The following is a 23333-nucleotide window of genomic DNA, read 5'->3' on the forward strand; positions in this document are numbered from 1 at the left end:
ATGAACACTCATCTTCGCGTCGAGAATTTATACAAAACCTTTGTGCTGCATAACCAGAGCGGCGTTGCGCTGCCGGTCTTGCAGGATGCCAGCCTTGAGGTCAGTCAGGGTGAATGCGTTGTGCTGCACGGTCATTCAGGCAGTGGAAAATCGACCCTGCTGCGGGCGCTGTATGGTAATTATCAGGCCAACAGCGGTCATATCTGGGTACAGCATCAAGGCGAATGGGTGGATATGGCCCAGGCACCGGCGCGCCAGATTATTGCCATTCGGCGCGACACGATTGGCTGGGTCAGTCAGTTTCTGCGTGTGATACCGCGCGTACCGACGCTGGAGATTGTTATGCAACCGCTGCTGGAACGTGGTGTTGAACGGGCTTTTTGCGAAAAGCGCGCCAAAGAACTGCTGACGCGCCTTAACGTACCGGAACGCCTCTGGTCGCTGGCACCCTCAACGTTTTCCGGCGGGGAACAGCAGCGCGTCAACATTGCGCGAGGATTCATCGCCGATTATCCGGTGCTGCTGCTGGATGAACCCACGGCATCGCTCGACAGTGCCAACAGCGCAGCCGTGGTGGCTTTAATTGAACAGGCACGCGCACGCGGTGCCGCAATTGTCGGGATTTTCCACGATGACGCGGTGCGTAAACGGGTGGCGGATCGCCTGCACGTCATGCAACCGGTTAAATCAGGAGCGGAAGCATGATCAGAAGCATAATCGTTAATAACGTTAAGCTGGTGCTGGAAGATGAAGTGGTCGCCGGATCGCTGGAGATGCGTGACGGGGTGATCGCCAGCTTCAGCGAAACCCGTAGCCAGCAGCCAGCCGCACTGGATGGGGAAGGCGCATTTCTGTTGCCGGGCCTGGTTGAACTGCATACCGATAATCTTGACAAGTTTTTTACGCCGCGTCCGAAAGTTGACTGGCCAGCCCACTCCGCAATGAGTAGCCACGATGCGTTGATGGTGGCAAGCGGCATTACCACGGTGCTGGATGCGATTGGCGTCGGCGACGTGCGTGACGGCGGGCATCGCCTCGATAACCTGAGCAAAATGATCGATGCGATCCGCGACAGCAACCGTAAAGGGCTAAACCGTGCCGAACATCTGCTACATCTGCGTTGTGAACTGCCGCATCACACCACGCTGCCGCTGTTTGAAGCTTTGATGACCACCCCGGAACTGGCGCTGGTGTCGCTGATGGACCATTCGCCAGGCCAGCGGCAGTATGCGTCGCTGGATAAATACCGCGAATATTATCAGGGCAAATATCAGCTCAACGATGAACAAATGGATGCGTTCGAGCATGACCAACTGGCGCTGGCCGCCGTCTGGTCACAGCCAAATCGTCAGGCTATTGCTGCGCTGTGCCGCGAGCGCCATATCGCCCTCGCCAGCCATGATGATGCAACGGCAGCACACGTTGACGAATCCTTTGGCGTGGGCAGCGCCATCGCTGAGTTTCCTACCACGCTGGAAGCAGCACGCGCTTCACGTCATCGCGGGATGCAGGTTTTGATGGGCGCACCAAATATCGTGCGGGGCGGGTCACATTCTGGCAACGTTGCGGCCTGGAGCTGGCAGCGCAGGGGCTGCTCGATATTCTCTCATCAGATTACTATCCCGGCAGCCTGCTGGATGCCGCGTTTCGTCTGGCAGCCGACGAGCGCAATGCGTTGGATTTGCCCCAGGCAATTGCACTGGTGACACGTAACCCCGCCCGGGCGCTAAAGCTGGAGGATCGCGGGGTGATCGCGGAAGGCCGTCGTGCCGATGTGGTACTGGCCCATACCGATCACGGTCATCCGCATATCCGCCACGTATGGTCACAGGGCAGGCAGGTTTACTGATGGCGCGGCTGATCTGGCTGACAGGTCCGTCGGGATCGGGCAAGGACAGCCTGCTTAATGCGCTGCGGGAAGTGCCGCCTGACGGGCTGCTGATCGCCCATCGCTACATTACGCGCGCCGCTGATGCAGGGGGTGAAAATCACGTCGCCTTAACGGAAACCGAGTTTACCCGGCGCGCGGCGCTGGGGCTGTTCGGGGTTAGCTGGCAGGCACACGGTTTTTATTACGGCATCGGTTGCGAGGTTGACCTGTGGTTACAGCAGGGGTTGAGCGTAGTGGTCAACGGATCACGGCTGCATCTGGCGCAGGCACAACAGCATTATGGTACGCAGCTCTTGCCGATCTGCCTGGTAGTGTCGCCCGACGTGCTGGCAGCCCGACTGCGCCAGCGCGGTCGGGAGAGTGAAGCGCAGATTGCCCGACGCCTGGAGCGCGCAACACAACCGCAGCCAGAGGGCTGTCTGATACTCAATAACGATGGCGCACTGGCAGAGACGGTACAGCAGTTGCGCCAGTTACTGGAGTCGCACAGATGAAACTGACCTTTCTGGGAACGGGTGGCGTCACCGCTGCGCCGCTGTTTGGCTGTGACTGTCCGGCCTGTAGCCGCGCCCGGCGCGATGAAAAACGCAAACGGGCACCCTGTAGCGCCCTGATTGAGATCGGTAATGAGCGGATTTTGCTGGACGCCGGGCTGCCGTTACTGACTGAGCGTTTTCAACCGGGCGAACTGACACGCATTCTGCTGACGCACTATCACATGGATCACGTTCAGGGCTTATTCATGCTGCGCTGGGGCAAAGGCACACCGATTCCGGTGTGGGGACCGCCCGATGAAAAGGGCAGCGACGATCTGTTTAAACATCCGGGCTTACTCGATTTCCGCCCGCCGCTGACGCCGTTTGTGCCGCATCAGTTTGGCAACCTGCTGGTTACGCCGCTGCCGCTACAACATTCGCGCCTCACGCACGGCTATCTGTTTGACTGGCATGGCACCCGCCTGGCGTGGCTGTGCGACACCTGCGGCTTGCCACCCGAAACCCATGAATACCTCAGTGGGCAACCGCTCGATCAACTCGTGGTGGACTGCAACGATCCGCCGGGCAGCGAGGCGCGTAACCACAATGATGTCACTCAGGCGTTAGCGATTATTGAGCGGTTAGCACCGCGTCAGGCCTGGCTTACGCATCTGAGTCATGAGATGGATAACTGGTTAGCAAACAATCGTTTGCCTGAGCAGGTTCAGCCTGCGCGTGACGGCTTAACCCTTTTTCTGGGGAGCGATCAGCCTGTCATAGTTTGATCACTTAACTGTCATTCAGCCTTCATCCCGCTTGCCCTTAATAAGCGCAGAACTTATCTGTAACAACGGAGAACATCATGGCACAGGCGCTTCTGAAAACGGTGGTAGACAACGATCTGCCGTCTGCCCGCCAGACCGGTCAAAAAGTATTATCGGTTCAGGGACTGAGTAAAGCCTATGGCGAAAACCGGGTGCTCGATAATGTCAGTTTCGATCTGCATGCGGGTGAACTGGTCGCGGTGATAGGCCGCTCAGGCGCAGGCAAATCGACGCTGTTGCACATGCTCAACGGAACCCTCTCTGCAAGCAAAGGCGCAATTGTCACGCTGCGTCATGGTCAGGCCGATCGCGACGTGGTTACGCTGAACAGCCGCCAGATGCGTGAGTGGCGCAGCGAGTGCGGCATGATCTTTCAGGATTTCTGCCTGGTGCCGCGCCTGGATGTGTTAACCAATGTGCTGTTAGGCCGCCTGAGCCAGACATCCACGCTGAAATCTTTCTTTAAAATCTTTTCCGATGCCGACCGCGCCCACGCCATCGAACTGTTGCAGTGGATGAACATGCTGCCGCAGGCGCTACAGAGGGCAGAGAACCTGTCAGGTGGGCAGATGCAGCGTGTGGCAATCTGCCGTGCGCTGATGCAAAACCCCAAAATTCTGCTGGCAGATGAGCCTGTGGCATCACTCGATCCGAAAAACACCACACGCATCATGGATGTGCTGCGTCAGGTGAGCGAGCAGGGCATCAGTGTCATGGTCAACCTGCACTCCATCGAACTGGTTAAAAATATTGCACCCGCGTCATCGGCATTCAGCGCGGCGTGGTGCTGTTCGACGGACATCCTTCACACCTTACCGACAGCCTGTTACACCAGCTGTACGGTGATGAAATTAACCAGCTCCACTAACTCCCACGGCAAGAGAAAAACCGCGAATGAAACTGACTTCTTTAGCTTTATTGACTGGCGCTTTGATGGCTTTTGGTGTTAACGCAGCGGATGCACCGAAACAGCTTAATCTGGGTATTTTGGGTGGACAGAACGCCACACAGCAGATTGGCGATAACCAGTGTGTGAAGGCTTTTTTTGATAAAGAGCTGAACGTTGACACGCAGATGCGTAACTCGTCTGACTATTCTGGCGTTATTCAGGGTCTGCTGGGCGGCAAAATCGATATGGTGCTGAGCATGTCGCCAGCGTCATTCGCGTCGGTTTACCTGCAAGATCCTAAAGCGGTCGATGTGGTGGGTATTGTCGTTGACGATAAAGATCACTCAAAAGGGTACCACTCTGTGGTGGTGGTAAAAGCTGACAGCCCGTACAAGAAGCTGGAAGATTTAAAGGGTAAATCATTCGGCATGGCTGATCCGGATTCAACCTCAGGCTTCCTGATGCCGAACCAGGCGTTTAAAAAAGAGTTTGGTGGCAGCGTTGATGACAAATATAACAATTTCTTCTCCAGCGTGACGTTCTCTGGCGGCCACGAGCAGGACATTCTCGGCGTACTGAACGACCAGTTTGCGGGTGCCGTGACCTGGACCTCAATGGTGGGTGATTACAACACCGGTTATACCTCGGGTGCCTTTACCCGCATGATCCGTATGGATCAGCCCGATCTGATGAAGAAAATTCGCATCATCTGGCAGTCGCCATTGATTCCCAACGGACCGGTCCTGGTCAGCAACAAGCTGCCCGCCGACTTTAAAGAGAAAGTGGTTGCTGCGATTAAAAAGCTGGATAAAGAAGATCACGCCTGTTTCGTTAAAGCGGTCGGCGGTGAGCAGCATATCGGCCCGGCAACCGTGGCGGATTACCAGAACATTATTGATATGAAACGTGATTTGATGAAGGGCAGCCGCAGCTAATGAGCTGACGCCAGCGCGCTGTCTCCTGTCCTGATTTTTTCCGCAACGCGCGTAAGGATCAGCGGGGGATAGCGCGCCACCATCCCGGAGAAAGACTCTTGACCGATTTCGAACACTATTACCAACGCATCCGCAGCCAGCAGAAACGCGACTCGCTGCTCTGGTCACTGCTGCTGGTGGCGCTCTATCTCGCAGCGGGCAACGTGGCGGAATTTAACCTCGTCAATGTCTGGCAATCGCTGCCGCATTTCTTTGATTACCTCCGCGAGATTATTCCGGTACTGCATCTGCCTCTGCTGTTTGCTGATGGCAAAACAGAAGGTTCGCTGGCTTACTGGGGCTACCGGTTACACATCCAGCTGCCGCTGATTTGGGAAACGCTGCAACTGGCGCTGGCGTCCACCCTTGTCGCCGTTGCCGTGGCAACCGTACTGGCTTTCTTTGCCGCTGATAATACCCAGACGCCACCTGCTGTGCGTTTTGCTATTCGTTCCTTCGTGGCGTTTTTACGCACCATGCCTGAACTGGCCTGGGCCGTGATGTTCGTGATGGCGTTCGGTATCGGCGCGATCCCTGGCTTTCTGGCGCTGGCGCTGCATGCCGTTGGCAGCCTGACCAAACTGTTTTACGAAGCGATTGAATCAGCATCGGACAAACCGGTACGCGGGTTAGCGGCCTGCGGTGCCAGCAAGCTGCAACGGATGCGTTTTGCCTTCTGGCCCCAGGTTAAACCGGTATTTCTCTCCTACGGCTTTATGCGTTTAGAGGTCAATTTCCGCTCCTCAACCATTCTGGGTCTGGTGGGCGCGGGCGGTATCGGTCAGGAGCTGATGACCAATATCAAGCTCGATCGTTTCGATCAGGTCAGCATCACCTTACTGCTGATTATTATCGTGGTGTCGCTGCTGGATACGGTTTCCGGTCGTCTGCGTCGTCGCGTGGTTGAGGGTTAAAAATGATTGCCATTGCTCCGGATATTGCAAAGCTCAGACAGCAACACCAGGAACTGTTCGCTGCGCAAAATCGCTATTTACGCCGTATCGGCCTGCTTGCGCTGGCCGTGCTGCTCTATTACCTGTTCTTTTTCCACGTCTTCGGCATTGAGTGGAGTCGTCTGACAAACGGTGTGCAGCAGCTAGGCCGTTACTTCCTGCGGATGTTTGTCTGGCGTGATTTCGCCAGCTGGCCTTTGGTTACTACCTGTCTCAGATTGGTATTACCCTGGCGATCGTGTTTGCCGGCACCATTACCGCATCAATTATTGCCTTGCCGCTGTCGTTTCTCGCCGCGCGTAATGTCATGCACGAACGGGCAGCTAAACCGGTTGCGCTGCTGGTGCGGCGCCTGTTTGATCTGCTGCGTGGCGTTGACATGGCGATCTGGGGGTTGATATTTGTGCGTGCGGTGGGCATGGGGCCGCTGGCGGGGGTGCTGGCGATTGTGATGCAGGATGTAGGCCTGCTGGGCAAACTCTATTCCGAGGGCCACGAAGCAGTAGAACGTTCACCGAGCCGTGGCCTGAGCGCGCTGGGTGCCAACAGCCTGCAAAAACATCGCTTCGGCATATTTACTCAGTCTTTCCCCAGCTTTTTGGCGCTCAGTTTGTATCAAATCGAATCCAATACCCGCTCGGCGGCAGTGCTGGGATTTGTCGGCGCCGGTGGGGTAGGCCTGGTCTATGCCGAAAACATGCGCTTGTGGAACTGGGACGTGGTGATGTTTATCACCCTGATCCTGGTGGCGGTTGTGATGGTCATGGATGCCATTTCCAGCCGCCTGCGCAAACGCTACATTATTGGGAAAACGGTGCCGCTGTGGCAGCCTGCTGCGCGCGACTAAGCCGTTCGCTGCGTTGCCACGCCCGCTGTAACGCCTGGACCAGCTGCGCCTCCTGCCAGGGTTTCGCCAGCCGCTCACACAGCGGCAGCGTAACGGGCTGGTGGCGCAGATCCTGGCCGCTGATCAAGAGCGTGGCAAGCTGAGGCCAGTTTTGTTGTGCCTGGCGAATCACCTCAGCACCACTGATTTCACCCGGCAGCATCAAATCGCTGATCAGCAGATCGATATCCGGTGTTTGACGCAACAGCGCCAGCGCCTGTTCGCCATCGCCGCACTCCAGGGTTAAATAACCCAGCTGGTGCAGATGCTCACAAAGCGTCTGGCGTACCGCCGGTTCATCATCAACGACCAGCACCAGCCTATCGCTTGCAGCATCGGGTTGCACTGGTGCCACGACCGGGTTCGCCACAACGGCCCCGGAGGCGCGCGGTAACAGTAGGCGTACCCGGGTGCCTTCTCCTGGCGCAGTATCCAGTTCGATCTGACCACCCGACTGACGCACAAAACCGTACACCATCGACAAGCCTAAACCACTGCCGCTTCCCGTGGCTTTGGTGGTAAAGAAGGGTTCGAAAACCCGCTCACGCACCTCAGCCGTCATACCGCTGCCCTGATCGATCACCTCAATAGTGACATTGTCACGTTTTTCGCCCTGCTCAAGGCGACGCTGATTCCAGATGCGCAGACGGATCTCACCGCTTTGCTGGTTCATCGCATCACGCGCATTGACCACCAGATTCATCAAGGCATTTTCCAGCTGGCTGGCATCAATCCATGCTGGCCAGCCGGGACGCTGTGCATCAATCACCAGCTGTTGCCCTGGCAGCAGCGAGTGCTGCAATAGCCCTTGCAGGTTATCGACCAGTGACACTACCGATACCGCACGCGGGTAAAGGGCCTGTTTGCGCGAAAAGGCCAACAGGCGTTGCGTCAGCAGTGCGGCGCGATCGGCTGCCTGACGCGCCCGTTCAATGCGGTGGGTAAGCGGGCCAGCAGGCAGCTGCCCTGGGTGAGCGCCAGGCTTCCAATAATCACTGCCAGCAAATTATTAAAATCGTGCGCGATACCGCCGGTAAGCTGGCCTACTGCTTTCATTTTCTGGCTGTGCACCAGCGCCTCCTCCAGCGCCTTACGCGCCGTCCGCTCCAGCACCGTATTCACCATGCCACGGCGCGGCACCGGACTAAAACGTAACTCCAGCGTCCGGCCATCGGCCAGCCGCACTTCCTGTGGTTCACCAGGATCCTGCAACTGAATACCGAGCCGCTGTAACAGCTGTTGATAATGCAAACCGCGATGCAGTTCGCGCGATTCAATGCCAAGCAACTGCGCATACTGCGCATTCCACACCACTAACTGACCGCTGTTGTCAAACAGGGCGAAACCGTCACGCATCGCCAGAAAAGTGGATTCGAGCTGATTACTTTTCTCTTTTAGCAAGCGTGAGGTGTGCGCCAGCGACGCGGTATTACGCGCAAACACGTTAAACGCACGGGCCAGATCGCCCAGTTCATCGCGGCGCTGTACACCCGGCACGCTGGTGTGCTCACCCTGTGCGAGGCGCGTCATCGCTGCGGCAATCGCCGTCAGGCTGGAACCTAAATTGCGATAAATGTAGTAACCGGCGTAGCAGGTAATTACCAACGCCAGCAGCACAAACAGGGCGATAAAACCAATGATGGAATCGAGTTCCTGATGCGTGGCAAGGGTACGGGTTTCACTTTGCTGTGCCACCTGTTGTACGTAAGAGGTGATCTCCTCATTTAGCATCGCCACCAGTGCCTTGATGCGATAGGTTGAGTAGGCGATCGCCAGATCGCTCTGCTCCAGCTCGGCTGCCAGCGGCACCAGCTGCTGCTGCGTATCCAGTAAACGCTGAACTTTATCCGCCAGTACGCCGCTAACCGGCACGCTGCGCCACTGGGCCATCACATCCTGCAACTGACTGATGGCGGCAACGGGTGAGGGCGTATGGATGGCAACGGTGATGAGCCGTTCGGTTTGCTGGCGCAGTGCGGCATCGGGCGCAAACGCCGTCCCCTGACTCAGCGTATCGATATGGCTGAGCAGCAGTTGTGACTGCCACAACCCGCTCAGCATGCTATTGCGCTGTAAATGGCGCTGATGCCCGGTACGCAGCAGTTGAGAGATGGTTTGTTCCAGCATCTGGCTGCGATTACTGATACGCGCCACGCGCTCCGGCTGGCGCGCAGCCAGTGGCGCAGACGCCAGCAGTGACAGTGAATGTTGTAGCGCCTGTTGATTCTGCTGTAAACGCAGCGACTCGCTTTGATACTCCAGCGCGCCCACCACCTGCGACAGCCGCACGGCCGTCGTGGCGACACTGGCGGTATCGCGTGCCAGCGCCAGGCTGCCATTCATGTCTGCCAGAGTTTGTGCCTGCGCCTGTTCCTGAATCGATCCTGCATGACGAAAGCCCGTAATCGCCACTGCGCTCACCATCAGGGTGACGCACACCACCAGTAAATTGAACAGCAGCAGGCGACCGCGTGCGCCTGCCTGCCAGGATAATCGCGCTGCATACTTCGTCTCCCTTACCGCGAATGGGGCGAGTATAAGAGCGCGGCAGCGGCCATTTATGACAAATATGAATGCGCGCTGACATTTTCCATTTATCTGGCGTTGCTTAACTGCCTGACATTCACGGTCAGCAGGAGCGGGCAGATGACAACCACACCGATATTAACGATGCGGGAGATTACCCGGCGCTTCGGCAGCTTTTATGCGCTGAAGGGGTCGATCTCACGGTCTATCCGGGTGAAGTCCATGCGCTAATGGGAGAGAACGGCGCCGGAAAAAGCACACTGATGAAAATTCTGGCCGGTGCCTATAGCGCCAGCAGCGGGGAAATTCATATTGACGGTAAAGCCTGTGACATCAAAGGGCCAAAAGAGGCGCTGGCGGCAGGCATCACGCTGATCTATCAGGAGATCAACCTGGCTCCAAATTTGACGGTGGCAGAAAACATCTTTTGGGCAGTGAAATCAGCCGTGGCGGCATGGTAAAGCGGCGACAAATGGCCGATGAGGCGCAGCAGGTTATTAATCGTTTAGGCGCGCAATTCAGTGCTAATGATTTGGTCAGCCGGTTGAGTATTGCTGAGCAGCAGCAGGTCGAAATTGCCCGTGCGCTGCATCGCAACAGCCGCATTCTGGTGATGGACGAACCTACCGCCGCGCTTTCCAACCGCGAAACTGAACAGCTTTTTGCCTTGATCAAACGCCTGCGTAATGACGGCATGGCCATTATTTACATCAGTCACCGCATGGCGGAAGTCTACGAGTTGTCCGATCGCGTTAGCGTGTTACGTGACGGGCAATATGTCGGCAGCCTGACGCGAGAAAACCTCAACGCCAGCGAGCTGGTGCGCATGATGGTCGGCAGACCGCTGAGTGACCTGTTTAACAAAGATCGCAATATTCCCCTCGGCGACATTCGCCTGGCGGTGAATCACCTCGGCGATGGTAAAAAGTGCACCCCAGCAGCCTGGTGGTGCGGGCAGGGGAAATCGTTGGGCTGGCGGGGTTAGTGGGCGCCGGACGCAGCGAACTGGCACAGCTTATTTTTGGCGTACACAAGCCTAAAGAGGGAGAGATCTGGATCGATGGAGAAAAAGTCAGTATCCACTCACCGCGTGATGCGATTGCACGCGGTATTGGTTTTTGACTGAGAACCGCAAAGAGCAGGGCCTGTTTCTGGAGATGGCTGCGCAGGAGAACATTGTGATGGCAACCCTGGAGCGGACGCCAGCTATGGCCTGCTGAACCGGCGTAAAGGCCAGAAAATTGCCGGTGAGGCGATTGATAACCTTAACATTCGCGTGCCGCATGCGCAGGTGCGTGCCGGGGATTGTCTGGCGGTAACCAGCAAAAATTGCTGATTTCGCGCTGGGTCGCCATCGGGCCACGCATCCTGCTGCTGGATGAGCCAACGCGCGGCGTGGATGTCGGGGCCAAAGTGAAATCTACCGCATGATGCAGCAGATGGCGCGTCAGGGCGTGGCGATCTTAATGATTTCCAGCGAACTGCCAGAAGTGGTGGGCATGAGCGATCGCGTTTACGTGATGCGTGAAGGCACCATCGCCGGTGAGCTGGAAGAGAAGGAGATCAGTCAGGAAAACATCATGACGCTGGCGACCGGTGCGCACAGCGCATCGCCGCTTGAAGTGTGAGGAGAACAAGATGACAGCACCAACCGCACGCGCCAAAGCGCCGGGTTTCAAACGCGCCCTGATGGGCGATCTGCTACAAACGGTCGGTATTTTACCGATTCTGATCCTGATTGTGGCGGTGTTTGGCTTTATTGCCCCAATTTTTTACTGAAGCAAACCTGCTGAATATCACACGCCAGGCCTCAATCAACATTGTGCTGGCGGCAGGCATGACCTTTGTGATCCTGACCGGTGGGATCGACCTGTCAGTGGGATCGATGCTCGGTACTACAGCGGTAGTGGCGCTGGTGGCCTCGCTTGATCCCATGCTGGCCTCAATGACTATTCCCATGGCGCTCGGGGCCGGACTGGCGATGGGGCTGTTTAATGGCATTCTGGTCGCCTGGGCCGGTCTGCCGCCATTTATCGTCACGCTGGGCACCTATACGCGCTGCGCGGCGCCGCCTATCTGCTGGCAGATGGCACCACGGTTATCAACTCTGACATCAATTTTGAATGGATAGGCAATGGCTATCTTGGTCCTGTACCCTGGCTGATTGTAATCGCTTTTGCAGTGATTGCGCTGTGCTGGTTCATCCTGCGACGCACCACGCTCGGCGTACATATTTACGCGGTGGGCGGCAACATGCAGGCAGCACGTCTCACCGGGATTAAAGTCGGCGCGGTGCTGCTGTTTGTCTACGGCATGAGCGGTTTGCTGTCGGGGCTGGGCGGTTTGATGAGCGCATCACGACTTTACAGCGCCAACGGCAACCTCGGTGTCGGCTATGAACTGGACGCGATTGCTGCGGTGATTTTAGGGGGCACCAGCTTCGTTGGTGGTATCGGCACCATTACCGGCACGCTGATCGGCGCACTGATTATCGCCACCCTGAATAACGGCATGACGCTGATGGGCGTCTCCTATTTCTGGCAACTGGTTATCAAAGGCGCGGTGATCATTATTGCCGTGCTGATCGATAAATATCGTACCCGACACCATGTAGGCTAAACGGGCTGCGCCAGCCACACGCTTTTGTGGCGCTAACAAACAACATCACGCCATTCAGCCGTTGGCGATCAGTATAACAGCAGGAGAAGATCTATGCGTTTTAATCCGATTGTTACCGGGCTGCTGGCGGCAACGCTGTTGAGCACCGGCGTCGTCCAGGCAAAAGAGCTTAAATCCATCGGCGTGACGGTGGGCGATCTCGCGAACCATTCTTTGTGCAGATCACCAAAGGCGCGGAGATGAAAGCGCGCGAACTGGCGGGTGACAAGGTCAACGTCACGCTGGTGTCCAGTGGCTACGATCTGGGCCAGCAGGTTGGTCAAATCGATAACTTTATCGCAGCCAAAGTGGACATGATTATTCTGAATGCGGCTGATTCAAAAGGCATTGCGCCTGCGGTGAAACGCGCACGTGACGCCGGAATTGTGGTGGTGGCTGTCGACGTGGCGGCAGACGGTGCCAACGCCACTATCACCTCCCGATAACACCCAGGCGGGAGAAATGGCCTGTAAATATATCTCTGATCGTCTGAAGGCCAAAGGCAACGTGGTGATCATCAACGGGCCACCGGTTTCGGCGGTACAAAACCGTGTAGAAGGCTGTATGACTGAGCTGAAACGCCACCCTGACATCAAACTGCTCTCCTACAACCAGAACGCAAAAGGCAGCCGTGAAGGCGGGCTGGAGGTAATGACCGGTTTGTTATCGGCTAATCCAAAATTGATGCGGTGTTTGCCATCAACGATCCAACTGCTATTGGTGCCGATCTGGCAGCAAAACAGGCACAACGCAGTGAATTCTTTATTGTTGGCGTGGACGGTTCGCCCGACGGTGAAGAAGCACTGAAGCGTAAAAACTCGCTGTTTGTCGCCACGCCAGCACAGGATCCACAGGTGATGGCCTCCAGAGCGGTTGAGATTGGTTGTGACATTTTGCAGGGCAAAGCTGCCCCGGATAAACCGGTGCTGATCCCGGTGAGCATGATCGATCGTAATAACATCGGCAGCTACAAAGGCTGGACGGTGAAATAACCCCATTGCGGCATCGCCAGATGCCGCCAGTATCGGAGGATCGACAATGCAACGCTCCGAAGTGAATGCCATTCTGCAATTAACGCGCGAATTCTTTATGCGGCAAGACGTCCATTTGCCGCCCTGGGGCCGATTACGGTCTCAGCCAGTGGCAAAGTCTGGATCGCACCGCCGCTGCTGAGCTGCTGGCACTGCGTCTCGGCTGGGATGTGACCAGTTTTGGCGCGGCCGACTTTCAGCAAACCGGCCTGACGCTGTTTACTCTGCGTAACGGCTCGCCTGGCGGCAAACCCCGCACAAGCCCTACGCCGAAAAAATTATGCATGTGCGCGAAGGGCAGGTGACGCCGATGCATTATCACCCGCTAAAGATGGAAGACATTATTAATCGCGGCGGCGGAAATTTGATCATCACACTGCATAATCGCGACGGCGCCGGTCTCGCTAATACCCCGGTTAACGTCACGCTTGATGGTATTAGCCAGACGCATGCCGCCGGGTCGCAGCTACGTTTGTCAGCAGGAGAAAGCGTCACCCTGTTGCCGGGCATCTGGCACAGCTTTGGGGCGAAGAGGGCTTTGGTGACGTTCTGGTCGGCGAGGTCTCAATGCCCAACGATGATGATAATGACAACGTATTTCTCACACCGCTCGACCGCTTTAACCCCTCGACGAGGATGAAGATCCCCGTTGGCTTCTGTGTAACGAATATGACCGCTGGCTGGCCTGAAGGAGTAAACAATGGCACTGATCTCTTTAGCGCAGGGCTGGCCCACGCGCAACAACAGGGTTACGCGCTTGGTGCGTTCAACGTTATCGACACCCACTTTTTACGCGCCCTGTTCAGGGCGGCAGAGCAGCAGCGTTCACCCTTTATCATTAACATCGCTGAGGTGCATTTTAAATACATCACGCTGATCATCTGGTGGAAGCGGTGCGCTTTGAGGCGGCTAAGCACGATATTCCGGTGGTGCTGAATCTCGATCACGGCCTGCATTTTGAGGCGGTGATGCAGGCGATCCGCCTCGGCTTTACTTCGGTCATGTTCGACGGTTCAACGCTGAGTTATGAAGAGAATCTGCGCCAGACACGTGAAGTGGTAAAGATTGCCCATGCGGTGGGGGTATCGGTGGAAGCGGAACTCGGCGCGGTGGGTGGCGATGAAGGCGGGGCGCTGTTTGGCGAAGCAGACAGCGCGAAATTCACCGATCCCGCCCTGGCTGCCGAATTTGTACGTGAAACCGGCATTGATACCTTAGCGGTGGCGATTGGTAATGCACACGGAAAATACAAAGGTGAACCTAAACTCGACTTTGCGCGGTTAGCGGCTATTCGTCAGCACGCGGGCATACCGCTGGTATTGCATGGCGGTTCAGGTATCAGCGACGCCGATTTCCGTCGCGCCATTGAACTGGGTATCCATAAAATTAATTTTTATACCGGCATGTCACAGGCGGCGCTGGGCGCGATTGATCGCTGTATGACATCACGCAACAGCCGTTATGACGAGTTTGCTGAGATGTTGATGGCCGTAGAAACCGCCATTACTGAGGTTGTGGTGCAGCAGATGCAAATTTTTGGCAGCGTCGGGAAAGCCTGATATGGCGGAGCGCAACGGCATCGTGGCGGCAGGTATCATGCTGGTGGATTATGTTCACTGCATCAATCACTGGCCGCAGCAAGGCTGGCTGGCGGAAGTCAGCCCAGTGAAAAAGCGGCAGGCGGCGGGCCGCTTAATGTCTTGATGACCTTATCGCGCATGCAGTGCCCGCTGCCGCTGGCGGCAGTGGGTCTGATTGGCGAAGACGCTGAGGGTGATTATTTGCTGCACGTTATGGATCAAGCGCATATCGATCATCGTGCCGTGCAGCGCACCGCCGCGATAACGACCTCAACCAGCCAGGTAATGACAGCCCCGGATGGCCAGCGCACTCTTCTTTGCCCTGGCGCGAATCGCTTTGGATCTTGAACACTTCGCGACGCTGGATGGCCCACAACGTATTTTTCATCTCGGCTATTTGTTGCTGCTGGAATCGCCGATCGCCCGGATGACCTGTTTGGAACGCGCAGCGCGCGTTTGCTGGCGATGATGCAGCAGCGTGGCTATTTTACTTCGCTGGATCTGGTTTCCCGCGCGGGGATTACCGACCGCTAATATTGCCGTCGCTGCGCTGGCTTGACTATCTGGTGATTAACGAGCTGGGAAGCGGAAGCGTTAACCGGATCCTGTTACGCGACGCCGCTGGCATCCAGCCTCCTGCTGCGTTTGCCGAGGCGGCACGCTGGCTGGCTGAGCAGGGATACGCCAGCGTATTATCATCCATGCGCCTGAGGCGCATGGGGCCGGATGTCCGGGGGCGAAGGCGTGTGGCAGGCTGCCTGGCAACTGCGCCCGGAAGAGATTGTCGGAAGCGTCGGCGCGGGCGATGCTTTTGTGCAGGCGCGCTGTACGCCACACATCAGGGCTTCGCTATGCCGGAAACGCTGCGGTTGGCGCATACCTGCGCCTGCTTTATTTGCATGCAGCGAATGCCATTGACGGCATTCGCCCGCTGGATGAGATGCTGCGGTGGATGGATCAGGCAATTTTGCGTTGAAAGTGCCAGAGCTTCAGGTTTCACCGTCGGCTGAAAAGACATAGCCGAGGCCGCGAATAGTACGAATCAGGTTGGGCTGATGGGGATTGGTTTCAATTTTGCGCCGCAAACGCATGATCAGCACATCTATGGTGCGATCAAAGACGTCGAGGCTTTCGCTGTGGGTTAATTCCAGTAGCTGATCGCGCGTCAGCACTTTGCGCGCATGACGAACCAGCGCACGCAGTAAGCTATATTCGCCCTGCGTAAGCGGTACGGCTTCACGCTGCGGATTGAGTAACTGGCAGCGTGCTTCATCCAGTTGCCAGCCATTAAAACGCCAGCCTTGCCTGCCGTCGCACGGCGCGATCCGCCCACCACGACGTAGCGCAGCTTTTGCGCGGGCCACCACCACGCGAGGGTTAAATGGCTTGGCGATGTAGTCGTCGCGCCCATCTCCAGCCCGACCACCATTTCCGCTTCCGATCCCATGCCTGTCAGCATAATCACCAGCACATCAGGCCGCTGGCGCTGTAACTGTTGTAACACCCAGCAGCCCGTTAGTGTCGGGTAACATCATATCGAGCATCACCAGCGATATTTCTGGATGCTGCATCAGCAGCGCGAGCGTCTCTTTTCCTGATGACAGCGGTAAACGTCAAACAGATGTTCACTGAGTACGTCCTGCAACACGTCGCAGACGTCACGATCATCATCCACCACCAAAATCGCTGGCTTCATTGCGCGGCCTCAATGTTACGAAAGGGTTAAAACAGGAGTGTACACACGGCGTAAAGGCTGCCGATTCAGGCGGCTGAAACGTGACCCATATCGCCTGAGAGATTGCTGAAGCGTGCGGTAGCGCAGAAATTTATCCCGACTGAAAACGTTTTCAGGAAAACGATTGCGCGCTAACAGTGCGTTGCACCATAATCACGCCCTGTTTTGGTTAGGAATAGTCTTAGGTTTTGTTGCGCAACGCCAGATACGTGGCGCAATTTTATGGCATAGCAATTGCTATGTGAGCAGGGAAGCCACCTTTTATTCAGGCGGTAAGCGATACGGATGAGCATGCAACCGTCAGCGCCTTCTTTAATAAAACCACACGCATGCAAACCACACTGGCAAGGGAGCCTCCACAAAAGTGGCGTCTCCTCTAACGAGAGATGATGATGTTAGATAAATTCTTCAAACTCAAAGCGCATAACACAACGGTCCGTACCGAAATCATTGCCGGAATTACCACATTCCTCGCGATGGCTTACATTCTGTTTGTTAACCCCAGCATTCTCAGCGCGACCGGCATGGATAAAGGATCGGTGTTTGTTGCGACCTGTCTGGCAGCCGCGATTGGCTCATTGCTGATGGGGCTGATCGCAAACTATCCTATTGCACTGGCACCGGGCATGGGATTAAACGCCTTTTTCACCTATACCGTTGTTCTGCATATGGGCTACAGCTGGCAGATCGCGTTGGGCGCGGTATTTTTTTATCTGCGGTGATTTTCTTCGCCTTATCAATCTTCAAAATCCGTGAATGGATTATTGCCAGTATTCCCTGCCGCTTCGCGCCGGTATTGCGGCTGGCATCGGTTTGTTTTAGCCCTGATTGCGCTCGAAGGCGCAGGCATCGTGGTTGATAACCCGGCGACGCTGGTTGGCATTGGCGATCTGACTAAACCGGGTCCGTTACTGGCGATGCTGGGCTTTATTATTATCGTGGTGCTGGAAGCGCGTCGCGTAACCGGCGCGGTGCTGATTGGCATTTTGATCATCACGTTTATCTCTATGGCCATTGGTCTGTCGCCGTTTGCGGGCGTGTTTTCTGCCCCTTCAATCGCGCCGACTTTTATGCAGTTGGATATTGCGGGTGCCTTTAACGTTGGACTGATCAGCGTGATTTTCGCATTCCTGTTTGTGGATGTGTTCGATAACACCGGTACGTTATTAGGCGTAACCAAACGCGCCGGTTTAGCGGATGAACAGGGCAACGTGCCGAAGATGGGTCGTGCGCTTATCGCTGACAGTGCCGCTGCGCTGTTTGGTTCACTGTTGGGTACTTCAACCACCACCAGTTATGTGGAATCTGCGGCAGGCGTCAGTGCTGGTGGCCGTACCGGTTTGACCGCCATTGTGGTTGCGATTTTGTTCCTGCTTAGCCTGTTTTTCTCTCCGCTGGCTTCCAGCGTGCCGGTATTTGCCACCGCACCTGCGCTGCTGTTTGTCGCCGTACTGATGGCTTCCGGCCTGGCGGAAATTGACTGGAGAGACGTGACTACCGCAGCACCCGTGACGGTGACCGCGTTGACCATGCCACTGACCTATTCCATCGCCAACGGTATCGCCTTCGGTTTTATTACCTGGACGGTGGTGAAGTTGCTGAGCGGCCGCAAGAAAGAGGTTAACGTCGCGCTGGTCGTGCTGTCAGTGCTGTTGTGATTAAGTTGGGCTGGCTGGAGCGCATAAGTTTGCGGCCCGGTGAGGTTTGCGGCCCGGCCGCAGGCGTTAGCACGCCGTGCGGGTAAACAAACTTTGTGCGGGTTCCGCCCGCCGTGCGGGTAAACACGCTCCGTGCGGGTTCCGCCCGCCGTGCGGGTAAACACACTCTGTGCGGGTAAACACGCTCCGTGCAGGTTCCGCCCGCCAGGCGTGGGGCAGTTTCAGCACCTCCGTGCAGGCGGACGTGTCAGGGGCGTCGCGGCCCCTTGACAATCCCCGCGCCCGGCAGCCTCTGCTGTACCTTCGTCTCTCGCTGCGGCCTGACGGACCGCCCGGACTTGCCAGTCCCTGGCGCGTTCGCCGCTCGCCGACGTCCTGTCGGCTCATCCTGGCCTGCGCTCTTTCCTCAGCGCGCCGGATGCCTCCACCAACCCCCGCCTGTAATCCTTTATTTATTAAAACAGATTCGTGTTGTCTGAGGCTTTAAAACGCAAAACTCTAAACTCAAAAAACTCACCGCCATGAAGTCTGTAAAGAACGGAAGCTGCGGGTGCAGCGGGGGTTTGTCAGAGGCCTTCCTGTTCGCGCAGCGAACGAAACCCGCCGTGCGGGTAAACACACTCTGGGCAGGTTCCGCCCGCCGTGCGGGTAAACACGCTCCGTGCAGGTTCCGCCCGCCAGGCGTGGGGCAGTTTCCAGCACCTCCGTGCAGGCGGACGTGTCAAGGGGGCGTCGCGGCCCCTTGACAATCCCCGCGCCCGGCAGCCTCTGCTGTACCTTCGTCTCTCGCTGCGGCCTGACGGACCGCCCGGACTTGCCAGTCCCCTGGCGCGTTCCGGCCTCTCGCCGACGTCCTGTCGGCTCATCTGGCCTGCGCTCTTTCCTCAGCGCGCCGGATGCCTCCACCAACCCCCCGCCTGTAATCCCTTTATTTATTAAAACAGATTCGTGTTGTCTGAGGTTTTGAAACGCAAAACTCTAAACTCAAAAACTCACCGCCATGAAGTCTGTAAAGAACGGAAGGTGGGTGCAGCGGGGGTTTGTCAGAGGCCTTCCTGCACGCTGAGCGGATGAGGGATTTCAGGACGAGCGCATGGATGCCGCGAAGAGGCTGGAATGAACCACGGAGGGTGAATTCAGCCGTTCCGTCAGAAATCCAGAAAGAGCGAAGGGACGCGCAGCGGCGGGCGGGCAGGCCGGAAGCGCGGGTCAAGGGTGCCGCTCAGCAACCTTGTCGGTCGCCTGCAGCGGGGGAAAATGAAACTGCCCGGCTGCCGGGCGAACGAAACCTTTCAACGCCCGGTTCGCGCAGCGAACGAAACCTTCTCTGGGCCCGGTTCGCGCAGCGAACGAAACCTTCTCCGGGCCGGTTCGCGCAGCGAACGAAATCAGCACCCGTTCGCGCAGCGAACGAAACCCGCGCCAGTTGGCGCGATGAAACGCCGCTGCGTTTCCGATCGCCCTTACCCGAACGGGGGTTCGTTAAACGTACGCAACTTACGTGAATGCAGCTTATCCCCCTCTGCGCGCAGCAGCTCAACGGCATGGATCCCATCTGCAAATGCTCAGAAATCGCGCCGTCATAAAAGCGGTTTGCCTGTCCGGGCAGCTTGATCTCACCGTGCAGCGGTTTGTCAGAAACGAGAGCAGGGTGCCGTAAGGTACGCGAAAGCGGCAGTAGCCCTGAGCGGCGATGGTGGCGCTTTCCATATCCACGGCGACGGCCCGGCTCAGGTTAAAGCGCAGGGCTGAAGCTGAATAACGTAGCTCCCAGTTGCGATCGTCTGTGGTAACGACCGTGCCGGTGCGCAGCCGTTCTTTCACCTCTTCTCCCGGCATATTGCTGATAATTTTGGTGGCGTCATACAGTGCACGCTGCACTTCAGCAATGCTGGGGATCGGAATATCTGGCGGCAACACACTGTCAACACGTGGTCGTCACGCAGATAAGCGTGGGCCAGGACATAATCGCCTATGCGCTGGCTTTCACGTAAACCACCACAGTGACCAATCATCAGCCAGGCATGAGGACGCAGTACGGCCAGATGATCGCAGATGGTTTTGGCATTTGACGGCCCCACACCAATATTAATCGCGTAATGTCTGCGACGTGAAGGCGAGGTCAAATGCCAGGCGGGCATTTGATGCTTCTTCCAGGCCAGATCCGACAACATCGCGTCGCCGTCAGCCGTATCCGCTGTGATCACAACGTCACCCGCACAGACCAGACTGTCGTAGGGCGTATCAGGATCCTGAACCTGCTCAATTGCCCAGCGGACAAACTCATCGACGTAGCGGTGTAGTTGGTGAACAACACAAACGGCTGAAAGTCGATCGACTCTGGTCCCGGTGTAATGGCGTAAACGAGCGAGCGAAAAATCGGTGCGCAGCGCATCAAAATGCGAAAGCGGGAACAGCGCATCGGCATGGAACAAGCTTCATCCGCGGTTTCATCACCAATTTGCGACAGTTCGGTCGTGGGAAAGTGACGCGCAATGCCTGCGCTCATGGTGCGATCCAGCGACAAATCAGAGCCATCAATCACGTAAGGATACGGGATTTCCTGACTCGACGGCCCAACCTCAATCTCCAACGTCATACTCTTTTTCCAGCATCGCCAGCTGCTCGGCAATGTAATGGCGTAATAGCGCCGGACGGGTAACAGACGCCTGCGGTAAGTGCCAGTATGGGTAAAGCGTCCCCAGGCGCGGGTGCGGTTTTGCTGCGGGCCTTCGCCGCGCCAGGTAATGCGTAACTCGGATAAACAAACAAGCCCTGCGCACGGGCCTTGTAATCAGGTAATTCCCCGTTTTCCGTAGTAGGCTTTAATGGCCGTGCGCAGAGCATTGACCGCCGCACCATACTGCTGCTCTAACGCATCCAGCGCCTGTTGGCTGGTTAATGCTGTCCGTTGCTATTGGCATAGGTTCTCCGCTTGGTTTTTTACGGCAATTTTTCCAAGCTTAGCGGGTTTAACGTCACGTCAGGTTAATAATCTGTGATCAACCGCATTTTGCACCAACCTGGTGCTGGTGGAGTTAGCCAAAGCACTGTATCGTTAATAATCAGTGAAGGCGCAGTGCGCTCCACAGCGCCGCATTCACCCTTCAGCAAAAAAATGTCGCCATCAACTCTGCATTATGGCGAGATTATTGCTTTTACCCATTAACCGTGGCCGTCCTCGTCGCTGACTGTTCTCAAAGTGCTCTCCGATAAGCGTATTCAGAAAATTGATTTCTTCCTGTTTGGCATTCGCTCTTAACCGTGTTGAGGGATGACAGCATGTCTGTGTGAAATTGATCGGGTTACCTATGAAAGTCGTGATTGCAGGGTGTTTAACCACCGCGTTTTATGCACAGGCCCATATTAAAATTGGCGTGGCAGGGCCGTTCCTCCGGCCCCAATGCTACCTATGGCGCGCAATACTGGAAGGGCGCGACGCAAGCCTGCCGAGGATATCAACGCCGCAGGCGGCACCAACGGGCGAAAGATTGTTCTGGTACAGGGCGATGACGCCTGCGAACCTAAACAGGCTGTTTCTGTGGCTAACCGACTGGTCGATCAGGATAAAGTGATGGCGGTGGTAGGGCACTTCTGCTCCTCTTCAACCATGCCCGCGTCGGAGGTTTATGACGAAGCTGGCGTGTTGTCATTACGCCTGGGCTCGACCAACCTACAAATTACCGAGCGCGGTATGGAGCCGATGTTCCGTATGTGGTCGTGACGATCAGCAAGTGTGATTGCCGCCATTACACGATCGATACGCTTAAAGCAAAGAAAGGTGGTGGTGATCCACGACAAAGATACCTACGGCCAGGGCCTGCCGATGCGACCAAATCAGCACTGGAAAAACGCGGTGTGAAAGAGTCACTCTATGAGGGCTTATCGCGCGTGAAGACTTTAATGCGCTGGTGAACGAAGATTGCTCAGATCAGCCCTGACAATGGTCTATTTTGGTGGCTGCCATCCCGAAGCCGGGCCCGCTGGTACGCCAGATGCGCGAGCAGGGTGTGAAGGCTGGCTTTTTCTCACCAGCGACTGTATTGTCACCGAAGAGATGGTCACAACCGCAGGTGGGCCACAATACACCAAGGGTTTACATGACCTTTGCCGCGATCCCCGTCAAATTCCAGCCGGCAGCGGTAATTGAAAAATTCCCGTGCCGGAGGCTTTTGAGCCTGAAGGCTATACGCTCTACGCCTATGCGTCTGTTCAGACGCTGGCAGCCGCCTACAAAGCCGTGGGTAAAGATAACAGCAAAGCCAGCGACTGGCTGAAAATGCACAACGTCGATACCGTCGCTGGGCAAAACGCCCCGGGCAGCAAAGGCGATCTGAAAGTCTCAGACTACGTGATCTATCAGTAGGACGCCGAAGGCAATATCACCAACTTTAAATTATCCGTCATGCTTACGCCGCAGGGGCGTTGGCTGCGCTGCTCACACCGGTCACTGATTCAGCCAACGCCGGTGATGAGCGCCTTCTGCCGCCCGTCTGTGACGTGAATTGGTGCAGGGTAATAAAATCGTGCCTCGTTAGCTGGCGAGGCGATTTTTCCTGAGCCTGTATCGAGGCCCTTTGCGGTGAGATTTCGCTATGGATGCATTTTTTACAGCAACTGGTTAATGGCCTGACGCTGGGTGCAGTTTACGGCCTGATTGCCGTGGCTATACCGCGGATTTACGGCATTATCAGCAGTGCTTCGCCCACGGCGAAGATGGTCTATATGCTGTCTGCTTATCTCTGCGCTATTGGACTGGCGCTGCTCTCCTTCTTTGGGATCCACTCTTTCCCGCTGCTGATTTTGGTACGCTGCTATTCACGATTGTCGTCACGGCGGTCTACGGCTGGACGATCAGGCGCATCGCCTATCGTCCGCTGCGTAACTCTGCCAACTGGCACCCATGATCTCGGCAATTGGCATGTCGCTCATCCTGCAAAATTACGTTCAGCTCAGTCAGGGACCGAACCAGCAAGGCGTACCGACGCTGTTAACCGGCGTGTTACGCATGGAGTTTGATGGCGGGGCAGTACAGATCCCCTGGACCAAAATCTTTATTCTGATTGCGGCGGCGTGGCATGGCGCTGCTGGCACAGATTATCCAGTACACGGCTGGGGCATCTGCCGGGCTGTGCAGCAGGACCAGAGCGGATGGCAGCCATTTTGAGCGTAATACCGTCAGGTGATTTCACTGGTGTTCGTGATTGGCGCGGCAATGGCGAGGCTTAGCCGGGGTGCTGGTGACGATGAAC

At 56.4% G+C, this 23333-nt stretch carries 7 protein-coding genes and 15 pseudogenes; 17 read left to right on the forward strand and 5 right to left on the reverse strand.

The window, feature by feature from the left end; genetic code table 11:
- The 8 genes and pseudogenes from phnL to phnE (O3W44_RS19540) all read left to right on the forward strand — a co-directional run bounded on the left by phnL (position 1) and on the right by phnE (O3W44_RS19540) (position 6854).
- Positions 1 to 705, forward strand: coding sequence for a phosphonate C-P lyase system protein PhnL (phnL, locus tag O3W44_RS19505; protein ID WP_269294338.1), 705 nt, complete (start codon positions 1 to 3; stop codon positions 703 to 705).
- A gap of 8 nt (positions 706 to 713) precedes the next feature.
- Positions 714 to 1849: pseudogene (gene phnM / locus O3W44_RS19510) on the forward strand (alpha-D-ribose 1-methylphosphonate 5-triphosphate diphosphatase).
- Positions 1849 to 2385, forward strand: coding sequence for a ribose 1,5-bisphosphokinase (gene phnN, locus O3W44_RS19515; RefSeq protein ID WP_269291749.1), 537 nt, complete (start codon positions 1849 to 1851; stop codon positions 2383 to 2385). The pseudogene phnM and the gene phnN overlap by 1 nt, the downstream one beginning before the upstream one ends.
- Entirely contained in the window at positions 2382 to 3152 is a 771-nt protein-coding gene (gene phnP, locus O3W44_RS19520) for a phosphonate metabolism protein PhnP (RefSeq protein WP_269291750.1), read from the forward strand. The genes phnN and phnP overlap by 4 nt, the downstream gene beginning before the upstream one ends.
- Positions 3153 to 3229: 77 nt before the next feature.
- Positions 3230 to 4059, forward strand: a pseudogene (phnC, locus tag O3W44_RS19525) (phosphonate ABC transporter ATP-binding protein).
- A gap of 26 nt (positions 4060 to 4085) precedes the next feature.
- Positions 4086 to 5015 (forward strand): phosphonate ABC transporter substrate-binding protein, encoded by a 930-nt coding sequence (gene phnD, locus O3W44_RS19530; RefSeq protein WP_269291752.1) that lies wholly within the window; start codon positions 4086 to 4088, stop codon positions 5013 to 5015.
- Between the two features lie 98 nt (positions 5016 to 5113).
- Positions 5114 to 5968, forward strand: a complete 855-nt coding sequence (gene phnE / locus O3W44_RS19535; protein ID WP_269291753.1) for a phosphonate ABC transporter, permease protein PhnE — start codon at positions 5114 to 5116, stop codon at positions 5966 to 5968.
- A 2-nt stretch (positions 5969 to 5970) separates the two neighbouring features.
- Positions 5971 to 6854 (forward strand): annotated as a pseudogene (gene phnE, locus O3W44_RS19540) (phosphonate ABC transporter, permease protein PhnE).
- On the opposite strand, the pseudogene O3W44_RS19545 reads toward phnE (O3W44_RS19540), so the two are convergent.
- Positions 6808 to 9397: pseudogene (locus O3W44_RS19545) on the reverse strand (ATP-binding protein). The pseudogenes phnE (O3W44_RS19540) and O3W44_RS19545 overlap by 47 nt on opposite strands.
- 142 nt (positions 9398 to 9539) lie before the next feature.
- Between O3W44_RS19545 and O3W44_RS19550 the strand changes: the two are divergent.
- From O3W44_RS19550 to O3W44_RS19575, 6 pseudogenes are all read left to right on the forward strand, one after another.
- A pseudogene (locus O3W44_RS19550) lies at positions 9540 to 11047 on the forward strand (sugar ABC transporter ATP-binding protein).
- 10 nt (positions 11048 to 11057) lie between these two features.
- A pseudogene (locus tag O3W44_RS19555) lies at positions 11058 to 12038 on the forward strand (ABC transporter permease subunit).
- 93 nt (positions 12039 to 12131) lie between these two features.
- A pseudogene (locus tag O3W44_RS19560) lies at positions 12132 to 13069 on the forward strand (ABC transporter substrate-binding protein).
- A 46-nt stretch (positions 13070 to 13115) separates the two neighbouring features.
- Positions 13116 to 13797: pseudogene (locus O3W44_RS19565) on the forward strand (D-lyxose/D-mannose isomerase).
- Positions 13798 to 13808: 11 nt separating this feature from the next.
- Positions 13809 to 14667, forward strand: a pseudogene (locus O3W44_RS19570) (ketose 1,6-bisphosphate aldolase).
- Position 14668: 1 nt separating this feature from the next.
- A pseudogene (locus tag O3W44_RS19575) lies at positions 14669 to 15664 on the forward strand (carbohydrate kinase family protein).
- A gap of 13 nt (positions 15665 to 15677) precedes the next feature.
- On the opposite strand, the pseudogene O3W44_RS19580 reads toward O3W44_RS19575, so the two are convergent.
- Positions 15678 to 16384: pseudogene (locus tag O3W44_RS19580) on the reverse strand (winged helix-turn-helix domain-containing protein).
- A gap of 515 nt (positions 16385 to 16899) precedes the next feature.
- Here O3W44_RS19580 and O3W44_RS19585 point away from each other — a divergent pair.
- Positions 16900 to 18081 (forward strand): annotated as a pseudogene (locus O3W44_RS19585) (NCS2 family permease).
- Between the two features lie 1536 nt (positions 18082 to 19617).
- On the opposite strand, the gene O3W44_RS25045 reads toward O3W44_RS19585, so the two are convergent.
- The 3 genes and pseudogenes from O3W44_RS25045 to O3W44_RS25055 all read right to left on the reverse strand — a co-directional run.
- The gene (locus tag O3W44_RS25045; protein ID WP_442954653.1) at positions 19618 to 19905 is read right to left on the reverse strand and encodes a hypothetical protein; all 288 of its coding nucleotides are present in this window, start codon (positions 19903 to 19905) and stop codon (positions 19618 to 19620) included.
- A complete protein-coding gene (locus O3W44_RS25050) occupies positions 19902 to 20516 on the reverse strand; it encodes a phosphorylase family protein (RefSeq protein WP_442954654.1) in 615 nt (204 codons plus the stop codon). Before O3W44_RS25050 ends, O3W44_RS25045 begins: the two co-directional genes overlap by 4 nt.
- Before the next feature lie 62 nt (positions 20517 to 20578).
- Positions 20579 to 20830: pseudogene (locus tag O3W44_RS25055) on the reverse strand (AMP nucleosidase); the annotation flags it as partial.
- A gap of 562 nt (positions 20831 to 21392) precedes the next feature.
- Here O3W44_RS25055 and O3W44_RS19595 point away from each other — a divergent pair.
- A pseudogene (locus O3W44_RS19595) lies at positions 21393 to 22476 on the forward strand (branched-chain amino acid ABC transporter substrate-binding protein).
- 204 nt (positions 22477 to 22680) lie between these two features.
- Positions 22681 to 23333, forward strand: a pseudogene (locus tag O3W44_RS19600) (ABC transporter permease subunit); the annotation flags it as partial.

The organism is Pantoea sp. LMR881 (genome assembly GCF_027157825.1).
Taxonomy (GTDB): domain Bacteria; phylum Pseudomonadota; class Gammaproteobacteria; order Enterobacterales; family Enterobacteriaceae; genus Pantoea; species Pantoea haifensis.

Coding starts and splice junctions, on each gene's coding strand:
- phnP (WP_269291750.1), top strand. CDS start 2,382: ATGAAACTGACCTTTCTGGGAACGGGTGGCGTCACCGCTGCGCCGCTG.
- phnN (WP_269291749.1), top strand. CDS start 1,849: ATGGCGCGGCTGATCTGGCTGACAGGTCCGTCGGGATCGGGCAAGGAC.
- phnL (WP_269294338.1), top strand. CDS start 1: ATGAACACTCATCTTCGCGTCGAGAATTTATACAAAACCTTTGTGCTG.
- phnD (WP_269291752.1), top strand. CDS start 4,086: ATGAAACTGACTTCTTTAGCTTTATTGACTGGCGCTTTGATGGCTTTT.